This is a genomic window from Streptomyces sp. NPDC048392 (genome assembly GCF_043200575.1).
Taxonomy (GTDB): domain Bacteria; phylum Actinomycetota; class Actinomycetes; order Streptomycetales; family Streptomycetaceae; genus Streptomyces.
Map to the genome: position 1 here is coordinate 193,162 of NZ_JBICYB010000003.1, position 12,889 is coordinate 206,050.

The window sequence follows — 12,889 nt, forward strand, 5'->3', positions numbered from 1 at the left end:
TGCGTGACTCACCTCTCGTGGTGGGTCACGGGGAACTCCGGTGCTCAGTGCCAGGGCAGCCGCCCGCGGCGCTCCCAGTAGGCGTGCGGGTCCTCGACGAGTGCGCCGAGGCGGGCCACCTGGTCCTCGTCGAGGTCGACGGCGGCGGCGTGCAGGTTCGAACCGAGCTGGTTCACGGTGGCCGCGCCGGACAGGACGACACCGGCCCAGGGCTGCCGCAGGACCAAAGCGAGGGCGACCGCGTCGCAGCCCAGGGCCGTTTCCTCGGCGATCGCCTTCAGAGCGGCGGGCGCGTGGGGTGCCGCGAGACGGCCGTTGGCCATGCCCTCCTTGACGATCACAGTGAGCCCTGCCTCGTACGCCTCGGCCAGCGCGGGTCCGGCGGAGGTCTCCAGGGCGTTGTACGTCGACTGGACGGTACGGAAGAGGGGCTCGCCGCCGACGGTCACGGCGAGTGCGGCGCGGATGGCGTCGGCCTGGGCCGGGCCGCTGGTGGAGAAGCCGACGCTGCTGCCCTGCGCGGCGGCCTCCGCCAGCCTGGCGTGCAGGTCCTTGTCGGTGAGGGCCGGGCTGTCCAGGGTGAGCGAGTGGATCTGGTACAGGTCGAGCCGGTCGCCGAGCAGGGCGTCGGTCTCGGCGCGCTGGCGTTCGTACGTCGCCGGGCCGTGGTCCTTGACCTCGTGCCGCTCGGCGTCTGTCGACCAGTCGGCGGTGTAGGTGTAGCCCCACTTGCTGCCGACGACCACGTCGTCGGCGTCGGGGCGGTCCCGGAGCCAGTCGGCGAGGAACTCCTCGGAGCGCCCGTAGGAGCGGGCCGCGTCGAAGTAGCGGACGCCCTGGGCGTAGGCGGCGTCGAGGAGGTCGTGGGTGCGGGTGCGCAGCGCCTCCACGCTGCGGTCCTCCCCCAGGTCCGCGTCCCGGCCGAGGTTGATGTAGCCGGGGCGCCCGACGGCGGCGAGACCGAGGCCGATGTGGCAGGTCGGGGTCGTTGCTGTGGCCAGTCGGGCGAAGGGCATCGCGGGCTCCGTTCGGTCGGCTCCGGTGAGGCTTGCGACCAACGTAACCCGCGATGTCCTCCGGCTCGCCCCGGGACTCGGATCCGGCCCTGCCAGGAGCTCCGCGTCAGTCCTGCTTCTTCGCCGTCGCCCACGCGTGCTGGGCCGCCACGTCCGCCTTCACCTCGGCGAGCTGGACGGCGACCGCGCTGGGCGCCGTACCGCCGCGGCCGTCGCGGGAGGCGAGGGCGCCGGGGACGTTGAGGACGGTGCGCACCTCGGGGGTGAGGTGGGCGGAGATCTTCGCGAACTGCTCGTCGGTCAGCTCGTCGAGCTCCTTGCCGTCGGCCTCGGCGACCTTCACGCACTCGCCGGCCACCTCGTGCGCGACACGGAACGGCACGCCCTGCCTGACGAGCCACTCGGCGATGTCCGTGGCGAGCGAGAACCCGGCCGGGGCCAGCTCCTCCATGCGTTCGCGGTGCACGGTGAGGGTGGCCGTCATGCCGGTGAAGGCGGGGAGCAGGATCTCCAGCTGGTCGATGGAGTCGAAGACCGGCTCCTTGTCCTCCTGGAGATCGCGGTTGTACGCGAGCGGGAGGGCCTTGAGGGTGGCCATCAGGCCGGTCAGGTTGCCGATGAGGCGGCCGGACTTGCCGCGGGCCAGCTCGGCGATGTCGGGGTTCTTCTTCTGCGGCATGATCGACGAGCCCGTGGAGAAGGCGTCGTGCAGGGTCACGAAGGAGAACTCCTTCGTGTTCCAGATGATGATCTCCTCGGCGATCCGGGAGACGTTCACACCGATCATCGCGGTGATGAAGGCGAACTCGGCGACGAAGTCGCGGGAGGCGGTCCCGTCGATGGAGTTGCCGGCGCTGCCGTGCTCGAAGCCCAGGTCGCGGGCGACCGCCTCCGGGTCCAGGCCGAGGCTGCTGCCCGCCAGAGCGCCCGAGCCGTACGGGGAGACGGCCGTGCGCTCGTCCCACTGGCGCAGCCGTTCCGCGTCCCGGCCCAGCGCCTGGACATGGGCGAGGACGTGGTGGGCGAAGAGCACCGGCTGGGCGTGCTGGAGGTGGGTGCGGCCGGGCATCGCCACGTCCGGGTGGGCCTCGGCGAGGCCGATCAGCGCGTCCTGGAGGTCGGCGATCAGAGCGCCGACGGTCCGGGCGTGGTCGCGCAGATACATGCGGAAGAGCGTCGCCACCTGGTCGTTGCGGGAGCGCCCGGCGCGCAGCTTGCCGCCGAGGTCGGGGCCGAGCCGCTCCAGCAGCCCACGCTCCAGGGCGGTGTGGACGTCCTCGTCGGCGATGGTGCCGGTGAAGGAACCGTCGGCGACGTCCGACTCCAGCCGGTCGAGCCCGGCGGTCATCCGGGTCAGCTCGTCCTCGGTGAGCAGGCCCGCCGCGTGCAGCACGCGCGCGTGGGCGCGCGATCCGGCGATGTCGTAGGGCGCGAGCCGCCAGTCGAAGTGGACGGACGCGGACAGTTTCGCCAGGGCCTCGGCGGGACCGTCGGCGAAACGGCCGCCCCACAGCCGGACGTCACCGCTGTTGCTGCTCACTCGGGTCGCTCCTCAGGGCCGTTGATGTGCCACCGCCTCCGCACGATTGCCCGCGACGGTCGGTGTGCATGAGTATGCAGAGTTCTGCATGATTCGTCAATCTGGCCCGTCGGCCGGAGGCGGCTGAACACGAGACCCCGCCTTCCCGTACTTCCGGTGGGGCGCAGGCGCCGTGGCCGCCCCGTGGAACGCCGGCCGGGACGGCCACGGCTCCGGGTTTCGTCCGGATGGCGGGACCGCCGCGCATTCCTCGGACAGAGGCGCGACCAGCACCCATAATCGTTAGACATGGGAAAGACTTATGAGCGCATAGACGGCAGGCTCCGCACCTTCATCGAGGCCCAGCCCCTCTTCTTCACCGCCACCGCTCCCCTGGCCGGCGACGGCACGGTCAACCTGTCCCCCAAGGGCCTCACGGGCTGCTTCGCCGTGCTCGACGAACTCACCGTGGCCTACCTCGACTTCGCCGGTTCCAACGCGGAGACCATCGCCCATCTGCGGGAGAACGGGCGGATCACCCTGATGTGGTGCGCCTTCCAGGGGCCGCCGAACATCGTCCGGGTGCACGGCCGCGGCGAGCCGGTCTTCCGCGACGACCCCCGCTTCACGGAGTTGCTCACCCACTTCCCGGACATCGACACCACCGCGCACGGACTGCGGGCGATCATCGTCGTCACCGCCGGACTCATCCGCGACACCTGCGGCTACGCCGTCCCCCTCATGGCCTACGAGAGCGACCGGGACCTGCACGGCAAGCGGTTCGCACGGGAGGACGACGCCTCGCTCAGCGCGTACTTCGCCAAGAAGGACCACATCGCCACGAGCATGGACGGCCTCCCCGGGCTGCCGTTGCCGCTGCCCCCCTCTACCGTCTGAGCCATGCGCTCCGGTACCGCCGCCGTCCTCGTGTCCGCCTCGCTCCTCCTGCCCGGCGCCGCCCCCGCCGGCGGGCCCGCTCCCCGGCCGCTGCCGGCCCGGATGGCGGACACCGGCGGCGGGGCCCAGCTGATCACCGCCGTCGCACCGGACACCGGCTCGACGACGGGCACCGTCACCTGGTGGGACCGCGGGCGCGGGAGCGACGGCCGGTGGGTGAGGGCCGGTTCCGCACCCGCCCGCTTCGGGTCCGGCGGACTCACCGACGGGGCGACGCGCGTCCAGGGCACGAACACCACGCCGACCGGGCTGTACGACCTGCCGTACGCCTTCGGCATCGCGGCGGCGCCGCACGGCACGGAGTACCGGTACCGTCCGGTGCGCCCGGACTCCTGGTGGTGCCAGGACAACGCCTCCCGGTCCTACAACCGCTGGACCGAGCCGCGCCCCGCCGACTGCCGGGCCACCGAGGCCGAGCACCTGGCCGCCTACCGGGCGCAGTACGCGCACGCCCTGGTCGTCGGCTTCAACTACGACCGGCCGGTGCGCGGACGCGGCGCGGGTATCTTCCTGCACGTCAACGGGCGCGGGGCGACGGCCGGCTGTGTGTCGGTGCCTGCGGAGGCGATGCGGCGGATCCTGCGGTGGGCGGAGCCGGCGGAACGACCGCACCTCGCGATCGGCACCTCGGACGGGGCGACGGCGGTCACCCGCTACTGACCGCGGACGGCATTACCGCCAGGGGCTGAACGCTCGGCGGGCACGGCGCGTATCTGTGGGCCAAGGGTCAAGTCCCCACGGAGGAACCGTGACCACCACGCTCGCCGGCGGCCGTGCCGCCCGCCGTCAGACGATGCGGCGCATCCGTCCGCGCCGCTCCCCCGCCGTCCCCCTGCTGCTCGCCGTGTGGGCGGGCGCGGCGGGCGTGTTGTGGCTGTGGTGGCGCAACACGCCCGCCATCTCCGACGACACCGGCAAGATCCTCGGCGCGGGCCGGATCACCGGTCTGCTCGCCGGATACCTGATGGCGCTGGTGGTGCTCCAGATGGCCCGGGTGCCGGCGCTGGAGCGGCGCGTCGGATCCGACCGGGTCGCCCGCTGGCACGCCATGACCGGCCGCTACACCCTCTGCCTGGTCCTCGCCCACGTCTTCCTGATCATGTGGGGCTACGCGGCGCAGGCCGGCCGGGGCCTCGGCGACATCGTCGCGCAGGCGGCCGACTCGGTGAACCAGCTGCCGGACCTGGGCAAGGCCGCCATCGGCACCGGTCTGCTGGTCGTCATCGGGCTGCTGTCCGTCGGTCCGGTGCGCCGCCGGATCCCCTACGACGCCTGGTACCACGTGCATCTGCTCACCTACGCGGCGGTCTTCCTGACCTTCTGGCACCAGCTGACCACCGGCAACGACTTCGCCGTCGAACCGGTCGCCAGGACCGTCTGGTACGTCCTGTACGGGTCCGTGACCGCGCTGGTGCTCTGGTACCGGGTCCTGACCCCGCTCCGTCTCAACCTGCGGCACCGGATGCGGGTCGAGGCGGTGATCGAGGAGACGCCCGGCATCGTGTCGGTGCTGATCGGCGGGCGCCGGCTGCACCGGATGGGCGCGGAGGCCGGACAGTTCTTCCGCTGGCGGTTCCTGGCGCCGGGGATGCGGTTCAGCTCGCACCCGTACTCGCTGTCGGCGGCGGCGCGCCCGGACATGCTGCGGATCACCGTGAAGGCGATCGGCGACCACAGCGCCCGGCTGCGCGAGCTGACGCCCGGCACCCGGGTGTGGGCGGAGGGCCCGTACGGCGCCCTGACCGCCCAGCGCCGCAGCCGCGGCAAGGTGCTGCTGGTGGCGGGCGGGGTGGGGATCACGCCGATGCGGGCACTGTTCGAGACGCTGCCGGGCGCGTCCGGCGACATCACGCTGCTCTACCGGGCCAACAGCACCCACGACCTGGCGCTGTGGGACGAGCTGGCCGGTATCGCCGACGAGCGCGGGGCCCGGCTGATGTACGCGGTCAACAGCCCGGACGGGGAGCGCCCGGACATCTCCGCGGAGACCCTGGCCCGGAAGATCCCGGACGTCGAGCGCCACGACGTCTTCCTGTGCGGGCCGCCCGGGTTCGCCCAGTCGGTGTACGAGGCACTGCGCGGCGCGGGGGTCCCCGCTCGCCGCATCCACCACGAGTCGTTCGAGATGTGAGCGACGGACATCGGGAGTCCAGGACAGATGAGGAAAAGCCACCCCGTTCGGCGTGCCGTGCTCGCCGGGGCCGCCACCGTGTCCGGGATCGTGCTGCTGCTGTCGCTGAAACCGGCGTCCGACCCGGGCTCCGCCTCGGCGGCGGGCGGCGCGGCTCCGCCCGTGGCCGCGCAGTCGCCGCAGGGCGGCCGGGGCGCGGGGGCCGGCACGGTGACGGGTGACGCGGCCAGTACCCAGTACGGTCCCGTGCAGGTCCGGCTCACCGTGAGCGGCGGCAGGATCACCAGGGCCGAGGCCGTGCAGGCGCCCAGGGGCGGGCAGAGCGACCGGGTCACCGCCGACGCGGTCCCCAAGCTCAACCGGGCCGCCGTCGCCGCAGGCACCGCCGACATCGACGCGGTCTCCGGCGCCACCTACACCAGCGCCGGGTACGTGAAGTCCCTCCAGTCGGCTCTGGACCGGGCCGGTGGCTGACGCCGTGGCCGAGCCCGCGCAGACTCCCGCCGCGGTGCGTCACGTGGAGGAGACCATGGGGACCGTCTTCTCCTTCGACGTCCGCGGCGGGGAACCCGCGGCCGTACGGGCGGCGCTGGACGAGGCGGTCGCCGGACTGCGCCGGGTCGACGAGGTGTTCAGCACCTACCGGGACGGCAGCCAGATCTCCCGGCTGGCGTGCGGGCAGCTGACCGTCGCCGGGTGCGTGCCCGAGGTCGCCGAGGTGCTGGAGCTGGCGGCCGAGGCGGAGCGGGTGAGCGGCGGCTGGTTCAGCACGCGGTACCGGGGGCAGCTCGATCCGACCGGGATCGTCAAGGGCTGGGCCGTGGAGCGCGCCGCGCGGCGGATCGCGGCGGCGGGTGCGAGCGGCGTCAGCGTCAACGGGGGCGGGGACGTGCAGTTGCTCGGGACGCCGGGTGCGGCGCGGCCGTGGCGGGTCGGTGTGTCGGATCCGCTGCGTCCGGGCGGGCTGGCGGCGGTCGTCTCGGCGGCGGGGGCGGCGGAACTGGCCGTCGCGACCTCCGGCAGCGCGGAACGGGGTGCGCATGTCGTCGATCCGCGCACCGGGCGCTCCGCGGTGACCGACCTGCTGTCCGTGACGGTGGTGGCGCCTCGGCTGACCTGGGCGGACTGCTGGGCGACTGCGGCGTTCGCGATGGGGGCGCGGGAGGGGCTGGGGTGGCTGGAGGCGCTGGACGGGGTGGAGGCGTTGCTGATCACCGCGGGGGACGAGGTGCGGTGCACCGGGGGCTTGGCGGGGTGGCTGGGGTGAGCGGCCGCGGCTGACGTGCGGGCGCTCCGCCGGCCGCGTTCGCGGGGGCCCGCTGCGGCCTGCCCGGCCGCACCCCCCGGTGGCGCGGGAGGCTGCGCGACCGGCCGCCCACGGCCCGCGGGCTCGGGAGGTGAGAAGCCGCCGAGGCGGTCAGCCCCCGTTCTGGGCCAACCGCAGCAGATGGTCCGCCAACGCCTGCCCGCCCGCCGGCTCCCGGCTGATCAGCATCAGTGTGTCGTCGCCCGCGATCGTCCCCAGGATGTCGTGCAGCTCCGCCTGGTCGATCGCCGAGGCGAGGAACTGCGCCGCCCCCGGCGGGGTGCGCAGGACCACGAGGTTCGCGGACGCCTCCGCGGAGATCAGCAGCTCTGCGGAGAGCCGCCGCATCCGCTCCTCCTTGGCCGACTCACCGAGCGGCGCCCTCGGGGTGCGGAAACCGCCCTCACTGGGCACCGCGTAGATGAGGTCGCCGTCGGTGTTGCGGATCTTCACCGCGTTCAGCTCGTCCAGGTCGCGGGAGAGCGTCGCCTGGGTAACGGTCAGGCCGTCGTCGGCGAGCAGCTTCGCCAGCTGGCTCTGCGAGCGCACCGCCTGCCGGTTGAGGATGTCCACGATCCGGCGGTGGCGTGCGGTGCGGGTCTGCGGCAGGGCGGGCCCGGCCGTCTGCTCGTGCTCCTGCGCGTGGCTCATCGTCGTCTCATTCTCCGGATCGTCCGTCCCCGTGGGCCGCGTCGGCGGCCTGGTCAAGGATGCCGGGCAGCACCCCGAGGAACGCCTCCACCACGTCGTCGCCGAGGTTCAGCGCGGGCATCAGCCGTACGACATCGGGCGCGGGCGCGTTCACCAGGATTGCGGCGTCCTGAGCCGCCTGCTGCACCCGGGGTGCGAGCGGCTCGGTGAGCACGATACCCAGGAGCAGGCCCGCACCCCGGACGTGGCCGATCAGCGGGTGGCCGAGAGCCTCGACCCCGCCGCGGAGCTTCTCGCTCTGCCGCTTGACGTTGTCCAGCAGTCCCTCGTCCGCGATGGTGTCGAGGACGGCGAGTCCGGCCGCGCAGGCGACCGGGTTGCCGCCGAAGGTCGTGCCGTGCTGGCCGGGCCGGAGGAGGTCGGCGGCGCGTCCGAAGGCGACCGTCGCGCCCAGGGGCAGTCCGCCGCCGAGGCCCTTGGCAAGGGTGACGACGTCCGGCAGGACGCCCTCGTGGGCCTGGTACTCGAACCAGTGGCCGGTCCGGCCGACGCCGGTCTGCACCTCGTCGAGGACGAGCAGGGCACCGGTGGCGGCGGTGATCGCCCTGGCCGCCTTCAGATAGCCGGGCGGCGGCACGACCACGCCGTTCTCGCCCTGGACCGGCTCGATGATCACCAACGCCGTCTCCTCGGTGACCGCGGCGGCCAGCGCCCGCGGGTCGCCGTAGGGCACGTGGGTGACGTCGCCGGGCAGCGGCAGGAAGGGCTCCTGCTTGCCGGGCTGGCCGGTGAGGGCCAGCGCGCCCATGGTGCGGCCGTGGAAGCCGCCGTGGGTGGCGACCATGTGCGGCCGCCCGGTCAGCCGGCCGATCTTGAAGGCGCCCTCGTTGGCCTCGGCCCCGGAGTTGCAGAAGTAGACCTTGCCGTCGCGGCCGAAGTGCTGGAGCAGCCGTTCGGCGAGGGCGACGGGCGGCTCGGCGATGAAGAGGTTGGAGACGTGGCCGAGGGAGGCGATCTGCCGGCTCACCGCCTCCACCACCGCCGGATGGGCGTGGCCGAGCGCGTTGACCGCGATGCCGCCGACGAAGTCGAGGTACTCCTTGCCGTCGGCGTCCCAGAGCCGGGCGCCCTCGCCGCGCACCAGGGGCAGGCGGGGCGTGCCGTAGTTGTTCATGAGCGTGCCCTGCCACCGCTCGGTCAGCTCCGCGTTGCTCACGGCTCCCCCGGTGTTGTTCACGGCTCCCCCTGTCCGTCCGGCACGACCATCGTGCCGATCCCCTCGTCGGTGAAGATCTCCAGCAGGATCGAGTGCTGGACCCGGCCGTCGATGACGCGGGCGGTGGTGACGCCGCCCCGTACGGCGTGCAGGCAGCCCTCCATCTTCGGCACCATGCCGGACGACAGGTCGGGCAGCAGCTTCTCGAGCTGGGTCGCGGTGAGGCGGCTGATCACCTCGTCGGAGTTCGGCCAGTCCTCGTAGAGGCCCTCGACGTCGGTGAGGACCATGAGAGTCTCGGCGCCGAGCGCCGCAGCGAGTGCCGCAGCCGCCGTATCAGCATTGACGTTGTAGACATGTCCGTCGTCCTGGGAACGGGCGATCGAGGAGACGACCGGGATGCGGCCGTCGGCGAGCAGCGCCTCGATGGCGCCGGTGTCGATCTCGGTGATCTCGCCGACCCGCCCGATGTCGACGAACTCGCCGTCGATCTCGGGCTGGTGCCTGGTGGCGGTGATGGTGTGCGCGTCCTCGCCGGTGAGGCCGACGGCGAGCGGTCCGTGCTGGTTGAGCAGCCCGACCAGCTCGCGCTGGACCTGCCCGGCCAGCACCATCCGTACGACGTCCATGGCGTCCTCGGTGGTGACGCGCAGGCCGGCCTTGAACTCGCTGACGATGCCGTGCTTGTCGAGCGCGGCGCTGATCTGCGGGCCGCCGCCGTGCACGACGACGGGCTTGAGTCCGGCGTGGCGCAGGAAGACGACGTCCTGGGCGAAGGCGGCCTTCAGGTCCTCGTCCACCATGGCGTTGCCGCCGAACTTGATGACGACCGTCTTGCCGTGGTGCCGGGTCAGCCAGGGCAGCGCCTCGATGAGGATCTGGGCCTTGGGGAGCGCGGTGTGCTTCCGCGTGGGTCCGCTGCTCATGACGAGTACGCGCTGTTCTCGTGGACGTAGTCGGCGGTGAGGTCGTTGGTCCAGATCGTGGCGGTGGCGTCGCCTGCGGCGAGGTCGGCGACGATGTGCACCTCGCGGTAACGCATGTCGACCAGCTCGCGGTCCTCGCCGACGCCGCCGTTCTTGCAGACCCGGACGCCGTTGATGGCGACGTTCAGCCGGTCGGGCTCGAAGGCGGCGGAGGTGGTGCCGATCGCGGACAGCACGCGGCCCCAGTTGGGGTCCTCGCCGTGGATGGCGCACTTGAGCAGGTTGTTGCGGGCGATCGTGCGGCCCACCTGGACGGCGTCGTCCTCGGTCGCGGCGTTCACGACCTCGACCTTGATGTCCTTGCTGGCGCCCTCGGCGTCCCGGATGAGCTGCTGCCCGAGGTCCTCGCAGACGGCGCGTACGGCCTCGGCGAAGGCCGCGTACCCCGGGGTGACGCCCGAGGCGCCGGAGGCGAGCAGCAGCACGGTGTCGTTGGTGGACATGCAGCCGTCGGAGTCGACCCGGTCGAAGGTGACGCGGGTGGCGGCGCGCAGGGCCCGGTCGAGCACATCGCCGCCGAGGTCGGCGTCGGTGGTGAGGACGACGAGCATGGTGGCGAGGCCGGGGGCGAGCATCCCGGCGCCCTTGGCCATGCCGCCGACGGTCCAGCCGTCCTCGGTCACCACGGACGTCTTGTGCACGGTGTCGGTGGTCTTGATGGCGATGGCGGCCTTCTCGCCGCCGTGCTCGGAGAGCTGCCCGGCGGCCGCCTCCACGCCCGGGAGCAGCTTGTCCATGGGCAGCAGGACGCCGATCAGCCCCGTCGAGCAGACGGCGACCTCTCCCGCGCCCGTCCCCAGCGCCTCGGCCGCCTTCTCGGCGGTGGCGTGCGTGTCCTGGAAGCCCTTGGGTCCGGTGCAGGCGTTGGCCCCGCCGGAGTTGAGGACGACCGCCGACAGCTCACCGCTCTTGAGCACCTGCTCGGTCCACAGGACCGGCGCGGCCTTGACCCGGTTGGAGGTGAAGACGCCCGCGGCGGTGCGGCGGGGGCCGGTGTTGACCACGAGGGCCAGGTCGGGGTTGCCGCTCTCCTTGATTCCGGCCGCGATTCCGGCCGCCGTGAATCCCTTCGCTGCCGTCACACTCACGGCGCAACTCCGATCGTCGTCAGTCCGGTGGTCTCGTCGAGACCCAGGGCGATGTTCATGCTCTGGACGGCACCGCCCGCGGTGCCCTTGGCCAGGTTGTCGATGGCGCTGATGGCGATGACGCGGCCCGCGGCGGCGTCGTACGCGACCTGGACCTGGACGGCGTTCGAGCCGTACACGGAGGCGGTCGCGGGCCACTGGCCCTCGGGCAGCAGGTGCACGAACGGTTCGTCGGCCAGTGCCTTCTCGTAGGCGGCGCGGAGCGACTCGGCGGTGACCCCGGGGCGGGCCTTGGCGGTGCAGGTGGCGAGGATGCCGCGGGGCATCGGCGCGAGGGTCGGTGTGAAGGAGACGGTGACCGGCTCACCGGCGACCGCGCCGAGGTTCTGGATCATCTCGGGGGTGTGCCGGTGGCCGCCGCCGACGCCGTACGGCGCCATGGAGCCCATGACCTCGCTGCCCAGCAGATGGGGCTTGGCCGCCTTGCCGGCGCCGGAGGTGCCGGAGGCGGCGACGATCACGGCCTCGGGCTCGGCGAGGCCCGCGGCGTAGGCCGGGAAGAGGGCCAGGGACACGGCGGTGGGGTAGCAACCGGGCACCGCGATGCGCTTGGACCCCTCCAGCGCGGCGCGGGCCCCCGGAAGTTCGGGGAGGCCGTAGGGCCAGGTGCCGGCGTGCGGGGAGCCGTAGAACGTCTCCCAGTCGGCCGCGTCCGCGAGCCGGAAGTCCGCGCCCATGTCCACGACCAGCACGTCCGGTCCGAGCTGCTCGGCGACGGCCGCGGAATGCCCGTGCGGCAGCGCGAGGAAGACCACGTCGTGCCGTCGGCCCCGCCCCGCGAGAACGTCCGCCGTGGTCGGCTCCAGGACCCGGTCGGCCAGCGGCAGCAGGTGCGGCTGGAGCGCGCCCAGCCGCTGCCCCGCGTTGGAGTCGCCGGTCAGGGCGCCGATCTCGACCTCGGGGTGGGTCAGGAGCAGACGCAGCAGCTCACCGCCCGCATACCCACTCGCTCCGGCCACCGCCGCACGTACCGCCATGGAAAACCCTCCTCCTGGATGGCATGACTATACGTTTCTCTGCACGTTTATGCAATCCAGTGGAGGCGGAACGCCCTCGGCTGCTCCTGCGCGATCAGGCGTGAGATCACGAATCTGCGCGCCGAGCGTGCCACGGGCCTGTCCAAGCACGACTGGCAGCGCGCCTCCGGTCCGCACGTGACGGCGATGCTGGCCACGGGCCGCTTCCCGGCGCTGGCCAGGGCCGTGTACGACGGCACGGACGTGGACACCGAGACCTCCTTCACGACCGGCCTGGAGTGGGTCCTCGACGCCGTGGCCGCCAAACTCGCCCGGCCGCCGGTGTGACGCCCGGTTCGTCCGGGCGGCGCCCGCGGCACGCCCTCGCCTCTCGGGCCCCCCTGCCACGCCGTGTCACGAGCTCTTGACGGCCTCCGCGATCCGCAGCGCGGTCTGGGCGGGCGTGAGCTGCGTGGTGTCGACGACCTCGGCCTCGGCGTGCAGCCAGGTGCGGGTCGCCTCGGCGTAGGGCTCGAGGTGTCGGAGACGGAACGGGGAGTCCGGTCCCACCACGGTGTCCTCCGCGATGCGCCGGCGGAGGGTGTCCTGGTCGGCGTGGAGGACGAAGTGCCGTAGGGGAATGCCGTGCTCGGCGAGGCCCGTGCCGATCTCGCGCCAGTACTCCTCCACCAGGACCGTCATAGGCATCACCAGGGTGCCGCCCGTGTAGTCCAGTACGCGGCGGGCGGCCTCGACGACGAGCGGCCGCCACGGCGGCCAGTGCTGGAAGTTGTCCGTCCCGGGCAGCCCCGGTCTGATGTCCATGAGTGCCTCGCCGACCTTCTCGGCGTCGGACACCCGGGAATCCGGGATCAGCCGCTGCACGAGCGCGCCGGCCGTCGACTTGCCCGCGCCGTGGGTGCCGTTGAGCCATACGATCACGCGTCCCGACGTTAGCGCCCGGGCCGGCGACGGCGCGGTGGTGTCGTCGCCGGCCCGGCCG

Annotated in this window: 12 protein-coding genes and 2 pseudogenes; 6 read left to right on the forward strand and 8 right to left on the reverse strand. The window is 72.9% G+C overall.

The window, feature by feature from the left end; translation table 11 throughout:
- Window positions 1-44 precede the first annotated feature (44 nt).
- A complete protein-coding gene (locus tag ACGFYH_RS07115; protein ID WP_393802111.1) occupies window positions 45-1,016 on the reverse strand; it encodes an aldo/keto reductase in 972 nt (323 codons plus the stop codon).
- A gap of 106 nt (window positions 1,017-1,122) precedes the next feature.
- Window positions 1,123-2,556 (reverse strand): argininosuccinate lyase, encoded by a 1,434-nt coding sequence (gene argH / locus ACGFYH_RS07120; RefSeq protein ID WP_393802112.1) that lies wholly within the window; start codon window positions 2,554-2,556, stop codon window positions 1,123-1,125.
- A 288-nt stretch (window positions 2,557-2,844) separates the two neighbouring features.
- Between argH and ACGFYH_RS07125 the strand changes: the two genes are divergently transcribed.
- The 5 genes and pseudogenes from ACGFYH_RS07125 to ACGFYH_RS07145 all read left to right on the forward strand — a co-directional run bounded on the left by ACGFYH_RS07125 (window position 2,845) and on the right by ACGFYH_RS07145 (window position 6,890).
- Window positions 2,845-3,432 carry a pyridoxamine 5'-phosphate oxidase family protein gene (locus tag ACGFYH_RS07125; RefSeq protein ID WP_393802113.1) on the forward strand — a complete coding sequence of 196 codons (588 nt, stop codon included), beginning with the start codon at window positions 2,845-2,847 and terminating at the stop codon, window positions 3,430-3,432.
- A 3-nt stretch (window positions 3,433-3,435) separates the two neighbouring features.
- Entirely contained in the window at window positions 3,436-4,152 is a 717-nt protein-coding gene (locus ACGFYH_RS07130; RefSeq protein ID WP_393802114.1) for a L,D-transpeptidase, read from the forward strand.
- 88 nt (window positions 4,153-4,240) lie between these two features.
- Window positions 4,241-5,623 (forward strand): ferric reductase-like transmembrane domain-containing protein, encoded by a 1,383-nt coding sequence (locus tag ACGFYH_RS07135; protein WP_393802115.1) that lies wholly within the window; start codon window positions 4,241-4,243, stop codon window positions 5,621-5,623.
- 27 nt (window positions 5,624-5,650) lie between these two features.
- Window positions 5,651-6,088, forward strand: a pseudogene (locus ACGFYH_RS07140) (FMN-binding protein); the annotation flags it as partial.
- 64 nt (window positions 6,089-6,152) lie between these two features.
- Window positions 6,153-6,890 carry an FAD:protein FMN transferase gene (locus tag ACGFYH_RS07145; RefSeq protein WP_393802304.1) on the forward strand — a complete coding sequence of 246 codons (738 nt, stop codon included), beginning with the start codon at window positions 6,153-6,155 and terminating at the stop codon, window positions 6,888-6,890.
- Window positions 6,891-7,040: 150 nt separating this feature from the next.
- Here the strand turns inward: ACGFYH_RS07145 and ACGFYH_RS07150 are convergent, their stop codons facing one another.
- The 5 genes from ACGFYH_RS07150 to argC are packed head-to-tail and all read right to left on the reverse strand — an operon-like array spanning window position 7,041 to window position 11,907.
- Window positions 7,041-7,580: an arginine repressor gene (locus tag ACGFYH_RS07150; protein ID WP_007447727.1), complete on the reverse strand. Its 540-nt coding sequence runs from the start codon at window positions 7,578-7,580 to the stop codon at window positions 7,041-7,043.
- Between the two features lie 7 nt (window positions 7,581-7,587).
- Entirely contained in the window at window positions 7,588-8,796 is a 1,209-nt protein-coding gene (locus ACGFYH_RS07155) for an acetylornithine transaminase (protein WP_393802305.1), read from the reverse strand.
- A gap of 17 nt (window positions 8,797-8,813) precedes the next feature.
- A complete protein-coding gene (gene argB / locus ACGFYH_RS07160; RefSeq protein ID WP_393802116.1) occupies window positions 8,814-9,722 on the reverse strand; it encodes an acetylglutamate kinase in 909 nt (302 codons plus the stop codon).
- Entirely contained in the window at window positions 9,719-10,870 is a 1,152-nt protein-coding gene (gene argJ, locus ACGFYH_RS07165; protein WP_393802117.1) for a bifunctional glutamate N-acetyltransferase/amino-acid acetyltransferase ArgJ, read from the reverse strand. The genes argB and argJ overlap by 4 nt, the downstream gene beginning before the upstream one ends.
- Window positions 10,867-11,907 carry an N-acetyl-gamma-glutamyl-phosphate reductase gene (gene argC, locus ACGFYH_RS07170; protein WP_393802118.1) on the reverse strand — a complete coding sequence of 347 codons (1,041 nt, stop codon included), beginning with the start codon at window positions 11,905-11,907 and terminating at the stop codon, window positions 10,867-10,869. The genes argJ and argC overlap by 4 nt, the downstream gene beginning before the upstream one ends.
- Window positions 11,908-11,997: 90 nt before the next feature.
- Here argC and ACGFYH_RS07175 point away from each other — a divergent pair.
- Window positions 11,998-12,234: pseudogene (locus tag ACGFYH_RS07175) on the forward strand (TetR/AcrR family transcriptional regulator C-terminal domain-containing protein); the annotation flags it as partial.
- A gap of 66 nt (window positions 12,235-12,300) precedes the next feature.
- Here ACGFYH_RS07175 and ACGFYH_RS07180 read toward each other — a convergent pair.
- Complete coding sequence (locus ACGFYH_RS07180) at window positions 12,301-12,828, reverse strand: ATP-binding protein (RefSeq protein ID WP_393802119.1); 528 nt, start codon at window positions 12,826-12,828, stop codon at window positions 12,301-12,303.
- Window positions 12,829-12,889: the final 61 nt, after the last annotated feature.